The 22,748-nt window shown below is 39.3% G+C and carries 22 protein-coding genes; 20 read left to right on the top strand and 2 right to left on the bottom strand.

Features of this window, described 5'->3' with window-relative positions; all coding sequences use genetic code 11:
- Positions 1-14: 14 nt before the first annotated feature.
- The 18 genes from rimM to HZR21_RS08025 all read left to right on the top strand — a co-directional run bounded on the left by rimM (position 15) and on the right by HZR21_RS08025 (position 17,385).
- On the top strand, positions 15-530 hold the full coding sequence (gene rimM, locus HZR21_RS08110; RefSeq protein WP_003137166.1) for a ribosome maturation factor RimM: 516 nt from the start codon (positions 15-17) through the stop codon (positions 528-530).
- A gap of 1 nt (position 531) precedes the next feature.
- Positions 532-1,260, top strand: coding sequence for a tRNA (guanosine(37)-N1)-methyltransferase TrmD (gene trmD, locus HZR21_RS08105; RefSeq protein ID WP_180747223.1), 729 nt, complete (start codon positions 532-534; stop codon positions 1,258-1,260).
- Complete coding sequence (locus tag HZR21_RS08100) at positions 1,261-1,860, top strand: HAD-IA family hydrolase (RefSeq protein ID WP_180747217.1); 600 nt, start codon at positions 1,261-1,263, stop codon at positions 1,858-1,860.
- A 174-nt stretch (positions 1,861-2,034) separates the two neighbouring features.
- Entirely contained in the window at positions 2,035-2,415 is a 381-nt protein-coding gene (locus HZR21_RS08095; RefSeq protein ID WP_180747216.1) for a DUF1149 family protein, read from the top strand.
- A 6-nt stretch (positions 2,416-2,421) separates the two neighbouring features.
- Positions 2,422-3,267, top strand: coding sequence for a DegV family protein (locus tag HZR21_RS08090; protein WP_180747215.1), 846 nt, complete (start codon positions 2,422-2,424; stop codon positions 3,265-3,267).
- Positions 3,268-4,032: a 4-hydroxy-tetrahydrodipicolinate reductase gene (gene dapB, locus HZR21_RS08085; RefSeq protein WP_180747214.1), complete on the top strand. Its 765-nt coding sequence runs from the start codon at positions 3,268-3,270 to the stop codon at positions 4,030-4,032. It begins immediately after the preceding gene.
- Positions 4,029-5,234 (top strand): CCA tRNA nucleotidyltransferase, encoded by a 1,206-nt coding sequence (locus HZR21_RS08080; protein ID WP_180747213.1) that lies wholly within the window; start codon positions 4,029-4,031, stop codon positions 5,232-5,234. Before dapB ends, HZR21_RS08080 begins: the two co-directional genes overlap by 4 nt.
- 93 nt (positions 5,235-5,327) lie before the next feature.
- Positions 5,328-7,205 (top strand): ABC-F family ATP-binding cassette domain-containing protein, encoded by a 1,878-nt coding sequence (locus tag HZR21_RS08075; RefSeq protein ID WP_180747222.1) that lies wholly within the window; start codon positions 5,328-5,330, stop codon positions 7,203-7,205.
- A gap of 135 nt (positions 7,206-7,340) precedes the next feature.
- Positions 7,341-8,180 carry a thymidylate synthase gene (locus tag HZR21_RS08070; RefSeq protein ID WP_180747212.1) on the top strand — a complete coding sequence of 280 codons (840 nt, stop codon included), beginning with the start codon at positions 7,341-7,343 and terminating at the stop codon, positions 8,178-8,180.
- 142 nt (positions 8,181-8,322) lie between these two features.
- Positions 8,323-9,132 carry a threonine/serine exporter family protein gene (locus HZR21_RS08065; RefSeq protein ID WP_180747211.1) on the top strand — a complete coding sequence of 270 codons (810 nt, stop codon included), beginning with the start codon at positions 8,323-8,325 and terminating at the stop codon, positions 9,130-9,132.
- Positions 9,133-9,150: 18 nt separating this feature from the next.
- Positions 9,151-9,618, top strand: coding sequence for a threonine/serine exporter family protein (locus HZR21_RS08060; protein WP_003137155.1), 468 nt, complete (start codon positions 9,151-9,153; stop codon positions 9,616-9,618).
- 119 nt (positions 9,619-9,737) lie between these two features.
- On the top strand, positions 9,738-11,993 hold the full coding sequence (gene metE / locus HZR21_RS08055; RefSeq protein WP_180747210.1) for a 5-methyltetrahydropteroyltriglutamate--homocysteine S-methyltransferase: 2,256 nt from the start codon (positions 9,738-9,740) through the stop codon (positions 11,991-11,993).
- Between the two features lie 226 nt (positions 11,994-12,219).
- On the top strand, positions 12,220-13,221 hold the full coding sequence (locus tag HZR21_RS08050; protein ID WP_180747209.1) for a uroporphyrinogen decarboxylase family protein: 1,002 nt from the start codon (positions 12,220-12,222) through the stop codon (positions 13,219-13,221).
- Positions 13,222-13,397: 176 nt separating this feature from the next.
- Positions 13,398-14,279 (top strand): transporter substrate-binding domain-containing protein, encoded by an 882-nt coding sequence (locus HZR21_RS08045; protein ID WP_180747208.1) that lies wholly within the window; start codon positions 13,398-13,400, stop codon positions 14,277-14,279.
- A gap of 30 nt (positions 14,280-14,309) precedes the next feature.
- Positions 14,310-15,023, top strand: a complete 714-nt coding sequence (locus HZR21_RS08040; protein WP_180747207.1) for an amino acid ABC transporter permease — start codon at positions 14,310-14,312, stop codon at positions 15,021-15,023.
- Positions 15,023-15,793 (top strand): amino acid ABC transporter permease, encoded by a 771-nt coding sequence (locus HZR21_RS08035; RefSeq protein ID WP_180747206.1) that lies wholly within the window; start codon positions 15,023-15,025, stop codon positions 15,791-15,793. The genes HZR21_RS08040 and HZR21_RS08035 overlap by 1 nt, the downstream gene beginning before the upstream one ends.
- Complete coding sequence (locus HZR21_RS08030) at positions 15,777-16,526, top strand: amino acid ABC transporter ATP-binding protein (RefSeq protein ID WP_180747205.1); 750 nt, start codon at positions 15,777-15,779, stop codon at positions 16,524-16,526. The genes HZR21_RS08035 and HZR21_RS08030 overlap by 17 nt, the downstream gene beginning before the upstream one ends.
- Positions 16,527-16,614: 88 nt before the next feature.
- The gene (locus tag HZR21_RS08025) at positions 16,615-17,385 is read left to right on the top strand and encodes an SDR family NAD(P)-dependent oxidoreductase (protein ID WP_180747204.1); all 771 of its coding nucleotides are present in this window, start codon (positions 16,615-16,617) and stop codon (positions 17,383-17,385) included.
- Positions 17,386-17,443: 58 nt separating this feature from the next.
- Here HZR21_RS08025 and HZR21_RS08020 read toward each other — a convergent pair whose 3' ends face one another.
- A complete protein-coding gene (locus HZR21_RS08020) occupies positions 17,444-19,609 on the bottom strand; it encodes an LTA synthase family protein (protein ID WP_180747203.1) in 2,166 nt (721 codons plus the stop codon).
- A gap of 240 nt (positions 19,610-19,849) precedes the next feature.
- Here HZR21_RS08020 and HZR21_RS08015 point away from each other — a divergent pair, with 240 nt between their 5' ends.
- Both HZR21_RS08015 and HZR21_RS08010 read left to right on the top strand, forming a co-directional pair.
- The gene (locus HZR21_RS08015) at positions 19,850-20,986 is read left to right on the top strand and encodes a class I SAM-dependent rRNA methyltransferase (protein WP_180747202.1); all 1,137 of its coding nucleotides are present in this window, start codon (positions 19,850-19,852) and stop codon (positions 20,984-20,986) included.
- Positions 20,987-20,989: 3 nt separating this feature from the next.
- Positions 20,990-21,640: a type I 3-dehydroquinate dehydratase gene (locus tag HZR21_RS08010; RefSeq protein ID WP_180747201.1), complete on the top strand. Its 651-nt coding sequence runs from the start codon at positions 20,990-20,992 to the stop codon at positions 21,638-21,640.
- A gap of 31 nt (positions 21,641-21,671) precedes the next feature.
- Here the strand turns inward: HZR21_RS08010 and coaA are convergent, their stop codons facing one another.
- The gene (gene coaA / locus HZR21_RS08005) at positions 21,672-22,592 is read right to left on the bottom strand and encodes a type I pantothenate kinase (protein ID WP_180747200.1); all 921 of its coding nucleotides are present in this window, start codon (positions 22,590-22,592) and stop codon (positions 21,672-21,674) included.
- Between the last annotated feature and the right edge of the window lie 156 nt (positions 22,593-22,748).

Below are 22,748 nucleotides of genomic sequence, written 5' to 3'. Positions count from 1 at the left end.
GGTATAATATAAGAATGGATTATTACAAAGTAGGAACGATTGTTAACACACAAGGTTTACAAGGTGAAGTGCGCATTATTTCGGTAACGGATTTCTCTGAAGAACGTTATCAAAAGAATGCCGAATTGGCCTTGTTTGACAAGGATGACAAGTTCGTCAGAACCTTAAAAGTCAAAACACACCGTAAACAAAAGAATTTTGATATTGTCAAATTTGACGGTCTTTATAGTATCAACGATGTTGAAAAATTTCGTGATTTTTCACTCAAAGTTGCAGCTGAAAATCGTGCAGCGTTAGAGAGCGACGATGAGTTTTACTATGATGATATTATTGGTTTAGATGTCTTTGAAAATGAGACGAAAATCGGAACCGTGGTTGAAATTCTACAGCCAGGAGCAAATGACGTTTGGGTCATCAAGCGTCAAGGTAAAAAAGATTTACTTTTACCGTTTATTGACGACGTGATTTTATCTGTCGATATTGCTGGAAACCAAGTCACTGTTGAGATACCAGAAGGATTGGATGACTAGGATGCGGATTGATATTTTAACGCTCTTTCCAGAGATGTTTTCTAGTCTGGAGCATTCGATTGTCGGTCGTGCACGAAAATCAGAAAAAATCGAAGTTAACTTCCATAATTTTAGAGATTTCGCAACTAACACGCAAAAACATGTTGATGATATGCCTTATGGTGGTGGTCAAGGCATGCTCCTCATGCCACAACCGATTTTTGACACTATGGCGTCATTTCCACACGACAATGCTCGTGTTCTCATGATGGATCCTGCCGGTCGCAAATTTGACCAAGCTTTTGCGGAAGAATTGGCGACAGAAGAGCAAATCGTTTTTCTTTGTGGTCACTATGAAGGCTTTGACGAGCGGATAAAAACCTTGGTAACCGACGAAGTTTCCCTAGGTGATTATGTCTTGACAGGGGGCGAAGTTGCTGCAGCTGTCATGATTGATGCCACCGTTCGCTTAATTCCAGACGTCCTTGGCAAAAAATCCAGCCACGAAGACGACAGCTTTTCATCAGGTCTCCTCGAATATCCGCAGTACACTCGTCCTGAGGATTTTCGAGGCCTCAAAGTACCAGAAGTGCTTATGAGTGGTCATCACGAAAACATCCGAAAATGGCGCCTGCGCGAAAGCCTAGCGAAAACCTTACGTCTACGGCCGGATTTGCTTGATAAATACGATCTAAACGCTGAAGAGACAGAGATTCTAAAAGGGTTAGAAGACGAGTCTGTGGTACAATAGATGGAGATTAAAAATTATATTTGGGATTTTGATGGAACCTTGTTTGATACCTATCCTGTCATGTTAGATGCCCTACAGCAAACTATTGCCAAACATGGCATTCAGTATGATGGGTATTTGGCTTACTTTATCAAAAAGTATTCAATCCGCAAATTTGCTTTAGACTATGCGACACCAGAATTTATCAACGATTATCATGCTCTCGAAACCAAACTCCAGACAGATGTTAAATTTTATCCGCAAATACCGACTATTTTAGCTGATATTGTCAATAAAGGTGGGCAAAATTTTGTTGTCAGTCATCGAGATGATAAAACTTATGCTTATTTAGGCGAGTTGGCACCCTTGTTTACGGAAATTATTACAGGTGATAATCACTTTGCAAGAAAACCTGACCCAGAGGCCTTGACATATTTGTTAGATAAGTATGAGCTAGAACCGAGCCAAACAGGCATGGTTGGCGATCGACCTTTGGATATATTGGCGGGTCAAAATGCCGGTGTCAAAACAATTCTATTTGATGAGGCAGGTATTTTTCTGGATAATGTAATCAAAGCAGATGTATTAATCCAAACATGGCAGACCATGATTGACCAATGACCCGGTTGTTTAAAGTGCAGGCAGAGATCAAGTTTCAAGATTTCATGAAATGGAATCGTAGAAAGACTTTGAGCGGACAGTAGTTCGCGAATGACTCTGCTTGGCTGGAGCAATAGCGTAGGTCAAGTTTCAAGATTTCATGAAATGAAATCGTAGAAAGTAAGGAATTTAAAAATGAATATTGAACGCGAAAAAGAATTTGTCCACCAGTTTCACTATGATGCAAGAAACTTAGAGTGGGAAAAAGAGAATGGTACGCCTGAAACGAACTTAAATGTTCAGTTTCAATTAGTGGAGAATGTTGAGGGGATTAGCGAATCTGATACAGCGATTAGTGGTGCGTTGACATTTATTATCGTCCTTGAGAACTTAGTAATTTCAGGTCATATCAGTCAACTCAGTTATATTCGTGATTTAGTGATCGAAAATAGAGAGCAATTAGATCAAGAAAAGATGCAAGAATTAGCATCTCCTTTATTTGATTTGCTCAAACGCTTAACTTATGAGGTAACAGAAATTGCCTTGGACGAACCAGGCATTAGTTTGGAATTTTGAGGTCATATGAAAACCGCAATTATTACAGATAGCTCAGCTTATCTAAGTGATGAGATTAAGGAAAAAGCCAACGTTTTCGTGTTGGATGTCCCTGTTTTTATCGCTGGTGAGACTTACATTGAAGGCAAGAATTTGACTGTCCAAGCCTTTTATGACAAGATGGCAGCAACAGAAACACTACCTAAAACAAGTCAGCCTAACATCAGTGATTTGGTTTTACAACTTGAAAAATTACAGGCTGACGGCTATACACACGTCATTGGTCTCTTTTTATCGTCAGGTATTTCAGGATTTTGGCAAAATATTCAATATCTAAAAGATGAGTTTCCAGATTTGACATTATTTTTCCCGGATACTTTAATCACGTCAGCACCATTAGGCTATATGGTCGAAATGTCTTATAACATGATTAAAACCAACGCACCATTTGATTTTATCACTAATGAATTAACTGAAATTATTTATCAAACAACAGCATTTATTATTGTAGATGATTTAGATCATTTGGTTAAGGGTGGTCGATTGTCAAATGGCGCTGCCATGATTGGCAATCTCTTGAATATCAAACCAATTTTACGTTTTGACGAAGAAGGTAAAATCGTTGTCTATGAGAAAATTAGGACAAGTAAGAAAGCCTTTAAACGCCTCTATAAAATCTTGGCTGAAAATACCAAAGATAGAGACTATAAAGTTTACGTGATTCATTCAAATATACCTGAAAAAGCACACGAAGTTGCAGAGGAATTGACTAGTAAAGGGTTTGATGTTTCTATTGCGACATTCGGCGCTGTTATTGGGACGCACTTAGGGGAAGGAGCACTCGGATTTGGTATTAGTCCGAAATTAAAATAAATGATTAAAGTAATTATTTCTGGTTTTAAAGGTCGCATGGGGTCAACCGCAGTTGAGATGGTCAACAATGATCCTAAACTTGAATTAGCAGCTCTACTTGATCCATTTGCTACTGAAAAAGAAGTGGCAGGTGTCCCTGTTTTTAACGATAAGGCAGATGTATTGAGTGTTGCTACGGATGTGTGGGTGGATTTTACTATCCCTGACGTGGCTTACGATAATACAAAATTTGCGCTAGAAAACAAGATTTGCCCAGTTGTTGGCACAACAGGATTTACAGAAGCACAAATTACAGAATTAATTGCACTATCAAAATCAAAAAAAGTCGGTGGTTTAATCGCCCCTAACTTTGCGATTGGCGCAATTTTAGTCATGGAATTTGCTAAAAAAGCAGCGCAATATTTCCCAGATGTTGAAATTATCGAGTTACACCATGATAATAAAAAAGATGCGCCGTCAGGCACAGCTATTAAAACAGCAGAACTGATCAAAGAGACCCGAACTTATAAGAAACAAGGGGCAGCTGATGAAGTTGAGAGTATACCAGGTGCACGTGGTGCAGAATTTGATGGCATGCGCATTCACTCTGTTCGCTTGCCAGGCCTTGTGGCGCACCAAGAAGTTATTTTTGGCGCCAAGGGAGAAGGCTTGACCTTACGTCATGATTCCTATGATCGCGTTTCATTTATGGGTGGCGTTAACTTGGGAATTAAGAAGGTTGTCAATATTGACACATTAGTATATGGATTAGAACATCTTTTATGAGAGTAGAAAAAATGCCGGCGGAGTTTGTAAAAGCTCTGCCGATTTTGCAAAAAATCAGAAATTCTGGCTATGAGGCTTACTTTGTTGGGGGCAGTGTGCGAGATGTTTTACTGAGTCGTCACATTCACGATGTTGACATTGCAACCTCGGCTTATCCTGCAGAAACCAAGCAAATTTTTGAACACACGATTGATATTGGTATTGAGCACGGGACAGTATTAGTCCTGGAGGAAGGTGGCGAGTATGAAGTCACGACTTTTCGGACAGAAGATGTGTATGTAGATTATCGCAGACCCTCTCATGTTAATTTTGTTCGTAAACTTTCAGAGGATTTATTACGTCGAGATTTCACTATCAACGCTTTTGCACTAGCAGATGATGGTGAAGTGATTGACCTACATGGTGGCTTGGCAGACTTAGAAGCACGAATCCTTCGTGCAGTCGGTAACCCGACCGAACGTTTTAACGAAGATGCTTTGCGAATTATGCGTGGGTTGAGATTTGCGGCTATTTTGAATTTCGACTTAGAAAGTACAACTTTTGCATCAATGAAAGACCATGCCCACCTCTTGTCAAAAATATCAATTGAGCGCATTTTCATTGAACTCGATAAATTATTAACCGCAGATTTCTGGCAAAAAGGATTTCGTGAACTATTAGCCATAGAAGCCTATCCCTATTTACCAGGATTTTCGGATAAAACTGCCTTAACTCACCTATTAGCACTTCCTTCAGATTTTAAATTTACAACTGCAGTCCAAGCTTGGGGCTACCTTGCTCACCAACTCGGCTATTCTGATGGGAAATTTCTACTCAAAAAATGGAAAGTCTCGCGAGAATTCTCCACCGCTGTATCAAAATTTTTGACGGCCTATGACAAGCGCCTGAAAGGTGATTTTTCATCCGAGGACCTTTACAATCTTGGAAAATCAAGTCTGACTTTAGTCGAAGAAATGTTTGCTGCGCAAAATTTAGAGACGAATTTTGAGCAAATCTCAGCACTTGATGCGCAATTGCAAATCAGAAATAAGAAAGAAATTGCAGTATCAGCAGGTCAAATCATGACAGAATTTGGTATCCAACCAGGGCCACAAATTGGTCAACTGTTCCACCAAATCGAGCTTGAAATAGTCAAAGGACACTTACAAAATACACCACAACATATTTTTAATTATGTAAAAAAGACTTTACGCGAACTTTAATTTCGCAATGACCCCACTTGGACGACGCATAAGTGTAGGTTAAGTTTCAAGATTTCACAAAGTGAAATCCCAGAAGGAGTAATCATGGCGACAATGACTGATTTTCGTGTCGAAAATCTAACTAAATCTGTTGGCGATAAAACCGTTTTTTCACAGCTTAATTTTATCATTCATCCTTTAGATAGGATTGGCCTAATTGGCGTGAATGGCACAGGTAAAACAACATTACTGGATGTGATTTCAGGAAAGTTGGGCTTTGACGGTGATAATTCACCGTTTTTTGGCCGTAATGATTTTAAAATCGAATATTTGACACAAGACCCACAGTTTGACGGTAACCTTTCTATTATGGATGCGATTTTATCCGATGAGTTACCACAAATGCAAGCTATAAAACGCTATGAACAAGCTTTAATTGAGTTGACGCAAGATGCGATGAACGTCAAATTACAAGAAAATCTCAGCAAAGTTGAAGCACAGATGACTGCGATAGAGGTTTGGGAGGTTGAAAACCAGGTCAAAACAGTTCTATCAAAATTAAAATTACCAGATTTGACAGCACAGATAAAAAATCTATCTGGCGGTCAAAAACGTCGTGTTCAATTAGCACAAGCCTTGCTAAATCCGGCAGACTTGTTGTTATTAGATGAACCAACAAACCATTTGGATGTTGATACAATTGCTTGGTTGGAAAATTATCTTAAAAATTCGCGACAGTCTGTTTTATTTATTACACATGACCGGTATTTCTTGGACAATCTTGCAACCCGTATTTTTGAGTTAGATAATGGCAATTTGATTGAGTACCAAGGCAATTATCAGGATTATTTGCAGCAAAAAGCTGAAAATGATGAACGTGAATCAGCCCAACAGCATAAGAATAAACAACTCTACAAGCAAGAACTTGCATGGATTCGCAAATCACCACAAGCTCGGGCAACCAAGCAACAGGCAAGGATTGACCGTTTTGAGGACATCAAAAAAGATGTTCAAAGTGTGACAACATCAGATGATTTATCAATCAATGTCGCCACTTCTCGTATCGGTAAAAAAGTTATCAATTTCAATCATGTTAACTTTGCTTACGATGCTGATAAGGTGATCCTAAAAGATTTTAATCTGCTCGTTCAAAATACGGATAGAATCGGTATCGTTGGTAATAACGGAACGGGTAAGTCTACTTTGCTCAATCTCATCAGTGGCGATTTAGTTCCAGATTCAGGTCTTGTTGAGATTGGTGAAACGATTAAAATCGGCTATTTTTCTCAACAAATTCGCGGACTGGATGAATCTAAACGTGTGATTAATTTCTTGCAAGAAGTTGCAGATAATGCCCAAACATCGTCTGGCGAGTCGATTTCAGTGGTCAATTTACTGGAACAATTTCTTTTTCCACGCACCACACATGGTACCTTGATTGAAAAATTATCAGGTGGTGAGAAAAAACGCTTATATCTGTTGAAAATCTTACTTCAACAGCCTAATGTTTTGCTGTTAGATGAGCCGACAAATGACCTCGATATTGCGACTTTAACAGTCCTTGAAAATTTCATCCAGCATTATCAGGGCGTTGTTATCACAGTCAGCCATGACCGTTATTTCTTGGATAAAGTTGCAAAAAAATTACTGGTATTTGATAAAGGAACGGTTACCGAAGTTCACAAACTTTACTCAGATTATTTGGCTGATAAGCTAAACGACGAAAAAATTGTCGCAAAGACTGAAACCAAGCCGGTCGTTAAAGAGAAAAATCTTGAGAAACGTCGGATGTCATATGCTGAAAAACAAGAGTGGGCAACCATTGAAGATGACATTGCTACGTTAGAAGCCGATATCGCAAACATCGAGGACGAAATGGCTGAAAATGGTGCAGACTTCACAAAACTAGGTGAATTACAAGCAAGACTAGATGACAAAAACGCTGATTTATTAGCCAAATATGAACGTTACGAGTATTTATCAGAGTTTTAACTTAGTTTTTTAAAAATGATTTTTCTTCTGATTAACCCTTGTATATGGTGAAAATCGAAAGAAATGTTGGACGCAAGCTATCTTGCCCGAGGTCGGTCACTGGCAAAAATTATGAGGAAATGATAAAATAAGCCTATGAGAAAAGCAGATAAAATTTTTATTGATAACATCAACAACATTTTAGAAAATGGTGTCTGGAGTGAGAACGCGCGTCCTAAATATAAAAGTGGCGTAACCGCAAACTCTAAGTATATCACGGGTGCTTTTGCTGAGTATGACTTTAGCAAGGGTGAATTTCCGATTACGACGTTGCGCCCGATTGCCATTAAGTCAGCGATTAAAGAGCTACTTTGGATTTATCAGGAGCAGACAAGTGATCTTGATGTTCTCGAAGATAAATATGGTGTGAAGTACTGGAATGAGTGGGAAGTTGGGGATTCTGGTAATATCGGATTGCGCTATGGCGCGACGGTTAAAAAACACAATATCATGGGTAAACTATTAGATGGTTTGACTAAAAATCCCTGGAATCGTCGTAACATCATTAATTTGTGGCAATATGCTGACTTTGAGGCATCGGAAGGGTTGTTGCCATGTGCTTTCATGACTATGTTTGATGTTCGTCGTGTTGGTGATGAAATGTTCTTAGATGCGACGCTGACACAACGTAGTAATGACATGTTAGTTGCTCACCATATCAATGCCATGCAATATGTGGCTTTGCAGATGATGATTGCCAAACATTTCGGCTGGAAAATCGGCAAGTTTTTCTACTTTGTCAATAATTTGCATATTTATGATAATCAGTTTGATAATGCCAAAGAATTATTATCACGAACACCTTCTGAGAAAAATCCAATACTCAAACTGAATGTTCCTGATGGTACGAATTTCTTTGATATCAAGCCTGAAGATTTTGAATTGGTCGATTACGAGCCTGTTAAACCACAATTGACATTTGATTTGGCGATTTAAGCTGTTTATTAGTCAATACTTGATGAGCAAAAGGGGAATCGAACCCAATCGTTGTCAATTCTAATACGACATTTTGAGTCGTGATTTGAGCACGTTGTTCAACGTGCTTTTTCTTGAAAATTTTACTGGGGATAAGCTGCTTATGATGGATAGTGTAACGACGAAATTAAACGATGAGGCCTTGGCGCCACATATTTCAGAAGCGCATCTTCTGATGGATGCCTGTCTTTTAGCGGGTGAAATTCTTATGGCTAATGGGTCTGAAATTACGCGTGTGGAAGATGTGATTTTACGGATTGGACGAGCTGCTGGTATTGAAAGGTTGCAGGTTTATGCGCTTTTGAATGCTATTACAGTCAGTTTTCCAACGCAAGGGTTGACACAAATGCGGACCATTCCGCCGAGAACTCAGACGATGGATATGGAAAAAATCGTAGCGGTCAATGATTTAACTCGAAAATTTACGGCGCACCAACTTACGCTGGCAGATTTTCATGAAAGGCTTGAAAAAATTGATGAGACCATTCCGACTTTCCCAGTTTGGCTGCAAATTTTAGGTGCGACATCCGTGTCAGTGCCTTTAATGATTATGCTGACAAAATCGGCGGCGCCAATTAATCTTTTTTTGACTGCTATAACGAGTTGTCTTGCTTATACGATTTATTTGATGATTCGAAATCGCTTTAATATGCGATATTTTGCCTTATTTGTTGCAAGTGTGTTGATTTCTTTGATGATGTTAGTGAGTTCACATCTTTTTAAGTCGCCATTTGACCCAGATATTGTGATTGTGGGCGCTGTCATGCCTTTTGTTCCGGGTGTTGCACTGACTAATGCTGTTCGAGAAATCATGGCTGGTAATTTTATTTCAGGACAAGGACGGATTATTGAAGCGCTGTTATCCGCAGCATCAGTTGGTTTAGGCATTGCTTTGCTCTCATTTTTCTACTGATTGGAAGGAGAAATCGTCGTGGTTATTTTTCTAAATCTGGTCGGTCAAACTATTTTGGCTTATATCAGTGTTTTTGCTTTTGGTATCATGCTCAATATTCCTAGAAGAACTTTAAATCGTGCGGGGATTGTTGGTGCCTCTGCTTGGTTGATTTATGAGTTGGTGTTTGTTTTGACTCAGAATCTTTTAGATAAGAATTGGCGGATTGTGCTAGGTACCATGCTAGCAAGTGCCATGATTGGTGTGATGAGTTTAAGTATGAGTCGTGCTCAAAAAGTACCAGTCTTAATTTATAACATTCCAGGGATTTTTCCTTTAGTGCCAGGAGCCCAAGCTTATCAAGTGGTTAGGAATTTAGTTGTAGGCAATCGTGAGGTAGCTGGACAAAATTTTGAACTTCTGGTTATCATTGCTGGGGCTATTGTTATCGGATTCTGGATAGCTGAAATTATTAATCGTTTACGTGCAATTAAACCTCTAACTTGAGTTAGAGGTTTTTGTTATAACTTAAAACTATATCAAATAGCTGTTTTTATATATTTTACAACTATATCAGGAGGTGTTAGAATGAGTCATATTAAAAATAAAACCTAAAGGGGAATTCTATGACAACATCAATTATTGGCTATCCACGGATTGGCGCTCATCGTGAATTGAAATTTGCGACCGAGAAATTTTTTAGACAAGAATTATCAGAAGCGGATTTGCAAGCAGTAGCTGCCGAGCAACGCAAAGTCAACTGGAAAAAACAAGCAGCAGCGGGTATCGATTTTATTGCATCCAATGACTTTTCCTTTTATGACACAACACTAGATACTGCATTTGCTCTCAACATTGTCCCAAAGCGTTATCAGAACTTGGCTGTTTCGCCGCTAGAAAAATATTTTGCGGCAGCACGCGGCCACCAGTCTGAGGCGGGGGATGTTAAGGCGTTAGCCATGAAAAAATGGTTTAATACCAACTACCATTACATGGTGCCTGAGTTTGATGATGGGACGACAATTCAACTTGACTTGACGAAATTATTGTCTGAGTATCGCGAAGCACTAGCGCTTGGTATTACGACAAAACCAGTTTTAATCGGGCCTTTTACACTTTTGAAATTGATTCGTTTCACAGGTCAAACGCAAATTTCTGATGTGCAGGATGAGTTGGTTAGGGCTTATGTTGAGATTTTATCGCTGCTTGTGACAGAAAAAGTTGATTGGCTCCAACTAGATGAGCCAGCGCTTGTTTTTGACCTCACAACTGAAGACATTTGCTTGTTTAAAGCCATTTATGCTGCCCTATTACCTCAAAAACAGACGGTCAAAATTTTGCTCCAAACTTATTTTGGTGATGTGCGTGATATTTATACTGACCTAATCCAACTTGATGTTGATGGCATTGGACTTGATTTTGTCGAAGGGCGAAAGACAGCTGAACTGATAGAGACACATGGCTTTCCGACAGATAAAAAGCTATTCGCAGGAGTTGTGAATGGTAAAAATATCTGGCGAAATGATTATCAGAAAACGCTTGATATCTTAAAGACACTGCCTGAAGCGTCACTTATTATTGGCACATCATGTAGTCTGCAGCATGTCCCCTATACCGTTACTGCTGAACTCGAATTACCTCAAGATATCTTACGATATTTTGCCTTTGCAGAAGAAAAGTTGGTGGAGCTCAAAGACCTAAATGATATTTTCAACCATGGTCAAGGGGAGAGTTTAACAGCTAATCAAGTTTTATTCGCAGCGCAACGATACCAAGGCAATCAAGTCGTTCAAGCTAAAGTAGCTGCCTTAACAGATGCTGATTTCACTAGAACGCCAACCTTTGCAACTCGTGAGCGTGTTCAAAAAGACATTTTTGAATTGCCCAAATTACCAACGACAACAATTGGCTCTTTTCCACAAACAGCAGATGTTCGTAAAAATCGCTTAAATTTCAAACGAGGTGAGATTACCAAAGCTGAATACGATACCTTTAATCAAGAAAAAACTAAAGACTGGATAAAATGGCAAGAGCAAGTTGGTTTTGATATTCTAGTTCATGGTGAGTTTGAGCGCAATGACATGGTTGAATATTTCGGAGAAAAACTTGACGGATATGTCTTTACTAAAAATGCCTGGGTTCAATCTTACGGCACCCGTTGTGTGAAACCGCCGATTGTTTGGGGAGACATTGCTCGCGTTCAATCTCTTACAGTTGAAGATGCAGTCTATGCTCAGAGTTTGACAGATAAACCGCTCAAAGGTATGTTAACAGGTCCAGTGACCATTCTCAATTGGTCATTTCCACGAGAAGATATTTCACTCAAAGCCTCAACCTTGCAGATAGCCTTAGCGATTCAAGAAGAAGTACTTGATTTAGAGCAAAATGGCATCAAAATCATCCAAATAGATGAAGCGGCACTTCGAGAAAAGTTACCTTTGCGCCAAACCGATTGGAATAGCGAATATCTCGATTGGGCGATTCCAGCCTTCCGCCTCGTTCATGCTAAAGTCGCGCCTGGAACGCAAATTCACACTCATATGTGCTATTCAGAATTTACCGACATCATCCCAGCTATCGATGCCATGGATGCGGATGTTATCTCTTTTGAGGCTAGCCGTAGCGATTTATCTATCCTTGACGCCCTTCAGGCCAATGGTTTCAGAACACAAAATGGTCCTGGTGTTTATGATATCCACAGCCCACGTATCCCTTCTGTTGAAGAAATTCAAGACGTGATTCGACGTATCCTCACAAAAGTGCCAGCAGAAAAACTCTGGATTAATCCAGACTGCGGTCTTAAAACACGTGGTGTCACAGAAGTCAAAGCTAGTTTAGAAAACCTAGTCAAAGCAACACAAGGTATCCGATCTGAACTATGATGACTTGAGTTATATAAAATTTAAAAGATTGAAAGTTGTTTCTATCGACTTTCAATCTTTTTACTTTGTCAACAGATAAAGAATTGAGATGAAATTGTCAAATAAATAAAAGGCATTAAAAAATATTAATACCGAAATTGAAAAAAAGAAAGTCTAAGATGAGTATTGGCGGTTAAAATAATAACAAGCAATAGCTAACAACACCATATTTTAGGAGGATTTGACAATGTCAGAAAAGAGAGCAAGATTTCAAGCCATTTTAGATGGTCAAGCAGTTGACCGAATTCCAACAGGTTTTTGGTACCACTTTTTCAAAGATGAATTAGACGAAGCTACTAGTCAAGCTGATTTAATCGCTGAAAATGTAACGGGACATCAAAAGTTCATCTCAGACTTTAAGCCAGATTTTATCAAACTGATGAGCGACGGTTATTTTCACTATCCAAATGCCTCAAAATGGCGCACAGCTAGCGATGCTGAGTTGTTAGCAGTCACATCAATCGGACATGACCATATTTGGATAACAGAGCAAGTTGCACTAGTCAAAGCGCAACATGCGCAATTTAGCGAAGATATTTTCTCTTTCTACAATATTTTTGCCCCCGCAACCTACTTAAAAATCGCCTTGGGCGGTGACAACCAGTTAGTTAACTTTGTCAATACACATAGTGAGCAGGCTATTGCTCATATCTTTGATATTGTGAGCCATGACATCGCTACTTTAGTAGCAAAGGTTATCAAGCAAGGTAGTGCTGACGGGATTTATTATAGTACACAGAACATCCAAAGCACAAGTGATCAAACTATCTTTAATCAATTTATCAAACCGAGTGATGTTGCTGTCCTAAAAGCAGCTAAAGCAGCAGGTGGCACTAACATTTTACATATTTGTGGTTATGAAGGCGCTAGTAATCGCTTAACAGATTTTGCAAACTATCCCGCAGACATTATTAATTGGGCGACAGCTGTTGAAGGTGTTCCCTTATCACAAGGCCGAGAGATATTCCCGAATCAAGTGCTATTAGGTGGTTTTGGCAATACGACAAAAGACGTCCTTTATCGAGGTACAACAGATGATATTGCGGTAGCAACCCAAGAGATTATCAATGCTTTTGGCGATGATACCCGTTTCTTAATCGGTGCTGACTGCACAGTTCCACGTGACATTGACCTGAAACATTTGGAAGCTGCAAGAAAAGCCGCATTCAGACAACCAATTACCGTTTAAATTCAATATCAATCATATTAAAAATGAGTTTCGGCCCTTTGATGTTAGTAAGATGGATAAAAAGTATGCACGACCTCTGTCGTTTAAATCTATTTCATCATTCATGCTGCGATTACTCGTCGTGAAAAAATTGATACACCAAAACAGTCCCCCCGACATTTTGAAGGAGATAATCTATGACACAATTCTATAAAAATAAAAAAGTCCTAATTGGTGCAGCAGTTGTGGTTGTTGCTGGTGCAATTGTTGCTGTCAGAACAACACAAAGTAAAAAAATACCAACTACCGGTGCGAAAGCGAAAGTCGAAAAAGTCCTTCAAGTCGCACACACGCAAAGTTATAAACCCTATGACTTTGTGAATGACAAGGGCGAATCAGATGGCTTTGAAGTTCAAGTTTTAAAAGCGGTGGACGAAAAACTGCCAGATTATAAATTCAATTATAACCCAACAAGTGATGAAGATTTGTTGATTGGTTTGGAATCTGGCAAATACGATATCGGTACTAAGGGTGCTTGGAAAACACCAGAACGTGAGCAGAAATTCATTATTCCAGAAGAAAAAATCGCGGCATCTGTCATCGGCTTGACTTATCGGACAGCAGATAAAGCCAAATATAGCAATCTTGAAGATTTTGCGAAACAAAACGGTAAACTCATTCCTATCAGCCCACAAAATGCCCAATATAAGGTCATTGAAGATTTCAATGCTGCCAATCCTAAGACCCCGATTAAATTAGATGCCGCCGATCAATTTACAATTAGTGATGCCTACGCTTGGCTGTTAGAAGGCCGTTACGATGGATTCTTCGACATTAAACTAAGCTTTGACAACTCAGTACTTGCAGCTGACGGGCCTTACCATGACTATGCAAGCAAACTGTCTTACGTGCCTTATAAAGGGATTCCAACTTATCCAATCATCCATAAAAATGCAACAAATGAGTCTTTCGCCAAAGCTTACGACAAAGTGATAAAAGAACTCGAGGCTGATGGGACGTTAACAAAATTGTCTAAGAAATATTTCGGTGAGGATGTCTTTTCGTACTTGAAGGACTAGGTTACTGATGTATGAGGTGAGGTAAATATTATGATTCCATTTCATCTAGAGCGCGTCTGGTCAGTTTTACCGGATATTCTCTCAAAATTTCCAAAAACACTAGAAATTGTTGTTTTAACTGCACTTTTGGGAGCAATCCTAGGTGCTATTCTAGCAAAATGGCATTTACAAACAGGGAGTGTCAAGTATAAAATAGCACAATATTATATCTCGGCGATGCGCTGTACCCCACCGATTGTTCTCATTTTTTTGGTCTTCTATGCCTTTCCAAAACTAATTGAGACTATCTTTTTGGTAGATATCAACGGTTGGCCCAAAAGTGTTTTCGTTATCAGTGCGCTTGTTCTCTTGTTTTCAGCCAATATCGCAGTGACTTTTGAGGCCGCCTATCTGGCTGTTCCTAAAGGTCAAACTGAGGCAGGTTTGGTGAGTGGTTTATCTGAGACCAGAACGTTTTTTAGAATCATATTACCTCAAGCTCTTGTCATTGCGTTACCCAATATCGCCAATAATTTGTTGACCTTATTAAAAGAAGGCTCACTGGCTTATATGATTGGCTATGTTGATATTATGGGGCAGGCTCAGAATATCATTTCTAGAAATTTAGGGAATTTTGGCTTAGAGACTTATGTTGCAGTAACCATAGTTTACTGGGTAGTGGCGCTTTTGATAGAAGGTGGTAGTCTACAACTTGAAAAAATATTGAGTCGACATAAAGGGCAAAGATTGGAGGGAGAAACGTAATGGCTATTGATTATTTAATCGCAACCTTTATCGAAAGTTTAAAAGGTGTTCCAACGACACTTTTCATCACCTTTTTCGCCTTGATTGCAGCACTACCTTTTGGATTATTGCTAGCAATTGCACGGCTCAAAAAAATACCCGTCCTTAGTCAATTGGCTAGACTATATACGTTGATTATTCGTGGTACACCTTTGATTCTTTTGATTCTACTTTTTTACAGCTTTGTGCCAAGTTTTCTTAATGCTTTTTTTAAAGCACATGATATCGCAGTTGACATCTTTAAGGTCAACCCCTTATTTTACGCCTGTACCGTTTTTCTACTTGTTGCCATTGCAGCAGTCGCTGAAATTTTTCGCTCGGCCTTACTCGCCGTTGACGGTGGACAGTTTGAGGCAGGCAAGGTGGCTAATCTATCAAGCTTTCATATTTACGCTCGGATTATTTTACCGCAAGCCTTGGTTTCAAGCTTGCCAAACTTGTGTAATCTCGCGATTACGCTAGTTAAAGCAACCTCGCTTGTTTTTGTCATGACTGTAAAAGATATCACCGCTATTGCCAAAATTCAGGCCAGTTATGGCTATAATTATGCCGAAAGCTATCTGGTCATCTTCGCTATCTACATTTTGGTGTGTACTGGGATTCAGTTCGTTTTCAAAAAGTTAGCCGACTATGTCGCCCTAGACAGACGCATTTTACCGAAAAAAGTGACGCGTCAGAGCGTTGAGAAAGATAAGCTAGAGAAAGGAGTTTTATATGCTGAACATCCGTAACTTGCACAAGCAATTTGGCAGTCATGAGGTCTTGAGAGGGATTGATTTAACTGTCAACCAAGGCGATGTGGTCGTAATTTTGGGCCCTTCGGGATCGGGGAAGACGACCCTTTTACGTAGTATTAATTTTTTAGAGCCAGCGGATTCAGGCTCAATTGAGCTAGACGGTGAGACGATTGAGATTGCCAATGCGACAAAGCAAGATATTCAAGGTATTCGTAAACATACTGGCTTTGTCTTTCAAAATTATAATTTGTTTGCGAATAAAACGGCTGAACAAAATATCACAGAAGGGTTGATTTATGGTCTAGGGTTATCCAAAAATGCGGCTAAAACGATTGCTCAGGATGTGCTAGAAAAAGTTGGTTTGCGTGAGTTTGCGCATCATTATCCGAGCCAGTTGTCTGGTGGGCAGCAGCAACGTGTCGGTATTGCACGCGCTATCGCAGCCGAACCTAAAGTGCTATTGTTTGATGAGCCAACGAGTGCGCTTGACCCAGAACTTGTTGGTGATGTTTTAGCAATTATGAAATCTCTAGCTAAAGCCGGAAAAACCATGGTTGTTGTAACGCATGAAATGGGCTTTGCTAAAGAAGTAGCAAGCGAAGTTGTCTTTATGGACGGTGGCGTAATTGTTGAACAAGGTCGGCCAGAAGAAATCTTCGAGTTTCCAAAAGAAGAGCGGACACAACAGTTTTTGGCGAGAATATTAGGGGACTTTGTACGAGCTTAAACTTGCAATTGACCTTGCTTGGTTGGCGTGTTAGTGTAGGTCGAGTTTCAAGATTTCAGAAAGTGAAATCGCAGAAAGGAGTGGTATTATGAGTCAAGACTTTAAAGGCAAAAATGTCCTTGTTACTGGTGGCTCTCGCGGCATTGGCTTTGCCATTGCCAGTCGTTTTGCAGCTAAAGGTGCCAAGGTTGTAATTACAGCAACTCGTGAGGACACGCTAACTCAAGCTTTGTCACAGTTTCAGACTAATGGCATCCAGTCAGTTAAAGGCTTGATTTTAGATTTGGCTGTTCTGACAGATGCTAGAGCAGTTTTTAATCAAGTAGAAGACCTATTGGGTGGAGAACCAGTCGATATATTAGTTAACAACGCAGGTATATCCGCTACTGCCAGTCTAGCAGATATTAACTTGAGTGATAGCCAACGTGTGCTGCAAGTCAATTTGCTTGCACCTATCTTATTATCGCAAGCTTTCGCTGCCCAATTCGTATCCAAACAAGATGATTTTGGTAGTATTATCAATATTAGCTCAATTGCCTCTAAATTTGATGAAGAACGTAATCTCATCTATGGTGTCAGTAAGGCAGGACTGAATAAAGCAACGAAAAACCTTGCCAAAAATTTAGGCAAACAAGGCATTCGTGTCAGTGCGATTTTACCAGGTAGTATTGATACCGATATGACAAGAGAAAAATATAGTGACCCAGCAGTTTACCAAGCCTTAGTTGACCGCTTACCCTTATCCAAACGTGGTACAGGTGATGACATTGCGCATCAAGCAGTTTTTTTGGCTAGCTCTGAGGCCAATTACATAACTGGTCAATTAATTTCAGTAGACGGTGGCTGGTTACTACAGTAGTCATGACATGCAATAACAAAAAATAGATTAGCTCAAATCAGCTAATCTATTTTTGTTATTATTTTTTACTTGAACTACTAGATGACTCACTTGAATTTTCTGTCGCAAGTTCAGGATGTAACTCTTTGAAAGTCTCAGTTTTCCAGAGGTCTTTCGTCGACTTACCACCATTTAGAGAGTAGATAGAAGTCGATTTATCTCCCAGTTTCTTCTCAATAGCCTTAGCCTTCTGCAAGCCTTTGACATAAGAATAATCATTTGGATCGATAGTTTTGAGACCATCATTTGGCCAGAAACGAATCAAATCCCCCGTCGTAATCGCATCTGAAATCTTCAGTAATTCTTCAGTCTTCTTATTATTCGTATCAATTTCATTTTTGGTAGTCGGGTCAGGATTGGTAATTTCTTCTCCCGTCTGCGTTTTATAAATTCTACCAGAGTAGTTGGTCAATGTCGGAGAAACCCAGTTATCGGTTGCTCGCATCGCGAGTAAGTTGCGATGGTCTGGACTCAGTAAATCTTGCCCAAGTTCAGGATACTTACTACTATCAATGCCAAGGAGATGCAGCAGCGTTGGGAGATTGTCAAGCTCACCACCATAAGTGTGATTAACATGACCTTTATCCATACCAGGCACGACAATCATATAAGGAACGCGTTGGAGCATGGCATTATCATAGTTGGACCAAGTTTCCTTGTCCTTACCTAATAATTCAGCCAGGTCAGGGTTTCGAGAGTTTGAAATTCCGTAGTGGTCACCATAAAGTACGATAACAGAGTTCTTATAAACACCAGATGCTTTGAGATAATCAAAGAATTCTTTAACAGCAGAGTCTAGATAGTTAGCTGTTGCAAAATAACCATTAATTGTTTCATCCTTGGTATTAGCCAATGGGAAACCTGATTCATCACCGTCAAATTGAACATAAGGATAGTGATTGGATACAGTGATAAATTTTGTATAGAAAGGCTGTTGTAAATGTTCCAGATAATTAATAGAATCATCAAACATGTATTTATCATGTAGACCATATTGGAAAGAATTCGATTTATCAACGTCAAAGTAAGTTTGATCGAAGAAGTAATCATAACCTAAGCGTTTATAAGTTTCATTTCGATTCCAGAATGAACCGACATTACCATGGAAGACAGCAGAGGTATAACCACCCACCTGTCCTAGGATGTCAGGTGCTGCTTGGAAGGTATTCTTACCACCATTGCTGACGAAAAATGAGCCTTGGTTCAAACCAAAGTAGGAATTTTCCATTAGGGTTTCAGCATCGGATGTCTTACCAGCTTTGACTTGGTGGAAGAAGTTGTCAAAAGCGAAAGTTTCTTTTGAGCCGAAAAGCGAATTGAGAAACGGTGTCACTTCGTAGTCTTTTTCGACCTTGGTTTCAGGGTCTGTGACCTTCAGTTTATAGTTGATTAAAAACTGTTGGAAACTTTCCAAATGAATGTAGATAACATTTCGGCCTTTAGCAATCCCGAAAGTCTCGGGGTTAGGCTTGGCATAATTGTCTGTAATGTATTTCTTAACTTCATCAACATCAGTGGCTTTGGCTTCTTTACGGACCTGATTCGTTTTATAAGTATTAATCCCGTCGTAAACAGTAAAGGGAACGATACCGAGGTAGCGGACGACGTAAGTATTAGAAAAACCACGACTCAAAAGTTCAGGACGGTCAATTTCAGCCATAAAAAGATTGACTGTAAAGGCTAAAACTGAAAGAGAGGTAATCGCAAAGCTTGCGCGTTTGTTAAATGGTCTCTGGTCAAACCGAATGACTTTACGCCACATCAAAATACCAATCAAGACAAAATCGGCTATAAAGACGAGGTCACCTAGATTGAATAGGTTGAGGGCAGATTCACCTAATCCTGCAGAGACTTTACCAGTTGCTAACATCGTATTGATTGTGATGAAATCAGTAAATTCACCAAAATAGGTCGAATTAGCAAAAAGTAGAGCAGTCAAAGCGAAATAGATGACCATTGATAAAATATAGTAAAGCTTGGTATTTTTTGCATAAAGTGCAAGCCCAATCAGTAAAAGTGAACTTGAAATCGGATTGATGATTGCTAAAAGGATTTGAAAAGAGTTGTCAAAGTCCAAATCAAATTTAAAAAAGTATGCAAATAAAGTCTTGAGCCAAAATAGAATGACTAAAAAAGCTGTAAATCCAAGCCGTGTCGAAACAATGTTTGAAAATTTCTTTAACAAGTTAGTAGTTTCCTTTTAATAGTCAACCTCAGAGGTACAACCCTCATTGGAAGACAAAATTCTCCCTAAAATATCTCCTTTCATTTTACGCTTTTTTAGTCTTTTTCGCAAATATTGATGCATCTATTTTCAGAAATTATGAAAAAATAGGTGTTTTTAATGTTTTGTCTATCTTAAAACTATCCTTATCATCCCTCAAACCATAGCAATAAAAGTGATTTTTGTGTATAATTTAAAGTAATGACTAAATTAACGATAAATAAATACGCTGCTAAAAAGATTTCCCAAGGAATTGCTGTGCTTGATGCGCGTGATTTTCCTGGCAATAGCTATACTGAAGGATTTGCTGACCTCTATTTTGAGCACCAATTTGTCAGCAAGGCTTATTTTTCACGCCAAAATAAAGGGATTGGTTGGACAGTCACATCTACTGATTTTATCCAACTCCTGACAGATGCTAAAAATAAACGCAAGTCTTATGCGCAAGATGCATCAACGACAGCCTATCGCATTTTTAATCAAGATGGTGATGGTTTTGGTGGCATGACTATTGATATCTATGGTGATTATGCCCTTTTCAGCTGGTATAATGCTTTCATTTACACACTTAAAGATGAGATTCTATCAGCTTTTCAAACTGTTTTTCCAGAAATTCTGGGCGCTTATGAAAAGGTTCGTTTTGAAAGCAAATTACCGATTTCTAGCCACATCTACGGCAAAATGGCACCAGAAAAATTTATCATTTTAGAAAATGGTGTTAAATACCAAGTTTTCCTAAATGACGGTCTCATGACAGGTATCTTCCTAGACCAACATGAAGTACGAGGCGCCTTACTTGAATATTTGGCAGCCGGAAAAGATATCTTAAATTTGTTTTCTTACACCGCAGCTTTTTCTGTTGCATCGGCAATGGGAGGCGCAAAGTCAACGACATCTGTTGATTTAGCTAAACGTTCGCGAGAATTATCCGAGGCACATTTCAAAGCCAACGGCCTATCACTTGATGCCCACAAATTTCATGTCATGGACGTTTTTGAGTATGCGAAGTATGCCGCTAGAAAAAAACTAGGTTTTGACCTCATCGTCATCGACCCACCAAGTTTTGCTCGCAATAAAAAAATGACCTTTTCAGTCGCCAAAGATTACCACCAGCTTATTGCTGATGCGCTTCCAATATTAAACCGTCACGGTAAAATCATCGCCTCGACCAATCACGCCAGATTGAGTCGTTCGGACTTTTTAGACGAATTGAGCAAAGGATTCGGCACTCAAAAATTTGAAATTGTTGCGGAATTTAGATTACCAGCAGACTTTGCGTCTAATTCTTGCGACCCCCAATCTGACTATCTCAAAGTCTTCGTATTAGAGGTTAAATAACAAATGAAAATAGTTGTTCCGATTATGCCAAAAAACCTGAGCGAAATCGCTAAACTCGATACCGCCCAGTACGCTAACGCCGACTTGGTCGAATGGCGTGCAGACTTCATGCCTATACCTGATCTAAAGCAAGCAGCACAAGACATTAAGGCTCAGTTTCCAAATCAAGGGATTATTTTTACTTATCGAACAGAAGATAAAGCTGAGCCTGTCCTATCAGCAGAAGATTATGATAGATTAATTCATCAATTTTCAACCGAATTTGCTTACGTTGATGTTGAAATTTTGAGATTTCCGTCCATTTCATTGCCTGACAACGCTATTGTATCCTACCATGATTTCACGCAAATTCCTCAAAATCTGCCAGATGTTTTATCAAAAATGGCAGCATCAGGAGCAAAAGTCGTTAAATTTGCAGGTATGCCACAAAAGCAATCGGATGTCCTAAGGCTGATGACTGAAACCCTGCGTTTTTCGGAAGAACACCCAGATGTAACGCTAGTGACCATGGCCATGGGTGAACTTGGGAAAATCACGCGAGTAGCAAGTGATAGTTTTGGCAGTAGTTGGACCTTTGCATCGGTGGGTGAGACTAGTGCGCCTGGTCAGTTGAGCCTTGCGGAAGTGGTTAGAATTCGTGAGATATTTCAATAGAAAAAAGGTTTGATACTGGGTATCAGACCTTTTAATATTTCTTCAAATAAATTTTATCGACTTTGTGGCGTTTATCCTTGTGCAAAATGACTTCGGCGCGACTTCGTGTGGGCTCGATAAATTCGCGGAGATTGACAAGATTGACTTTTTTCCAAGTATCGCGCGCCATTTTCAGCACTTCATCAGCGGAGAGCGTTGTAAACTGGTGATAGTAGTTGTTGCTATCTTTTTTGGCGAGTTCTAACAGCGTTTTAAAGCGTTCTAAATACCAACGCTCGATATTGGTTTCTGTTGCATCAACATAGATTGAAAAATCGAAGAAATCATTGATATACAAACGTTTATTGAGGGTGCTTTGAAAGACATTGATGCCTTCTACAATCAAAATATCCGGAGACTTGACTAAGGTTTTTTCAGGTAAAATGTCGTAGATTTCATGTGAGTAAACTGGAATTTCGACGTCTTTGCCAGACTTAATCTCAGACAAAAAGCGAATTAAGCTTTCCATATCATAGGACTCAGGAAATCCTTTTCGGTGGAGGATATTTTGCTCTGTCAAGATTTGGTTGGGATACAAAAAGCCATCTGTTGTTACAAGACCGACAGTTGACGTCTTAAATGACTGTGCTAAAAGCAACTGTAACAAGCGTGCTGTCGTTGATTTGCCAACGGCAACGGAGCCTGAAATGCCGATGATAAAGGGTTGATTCTCAGCAATTTTCTGAAGAAATAAGCCTTTAGAAAAGCTGAGGTCGCTCATCGTTTTTTTGTAAATACGGATAAGTTGAACCAATGGCAAATAGACATCATTCACGTCTTGGACGCTGATTTCGTCATTGATTGACTTGATGTTATCAAGCTCTGTTTCAGTCAGAGGTGGTATCGTTTTTTTGTAGAGATTCTGCCAAATATGGCGGGTTATTTTTTCATAATTAATCAGTTCAGTTTCCATAAAAATAATTTTACCACAATAAGATTTGATTTACCAGAATACGCTTACAAATCTGTTAAATTGGGAGTTGATGCATTTAGTCACTTTGAATTATTTGCTTGAATTGGTTCTCAATATCCAAAAGAGATAAAATCATCGTCCTGTGTTAAAATAGGG

It is taken from the genome of Pseudolactococcus laudensis (genome assembly GCF_013449735.1).
GTDB classification, from domain to species: domain Bacteria; phylum Bacillota; class Bacilli; order Lactobacillales; family Streptococcaceae; genus Pseudolactococcus; species Pseudolactococcus laudensis.
The sequence above is the reverse complement of the archived record's forward strand: the minus strand, read 5'-3'. Positions and strand labels throughout refer to the sequence as shown.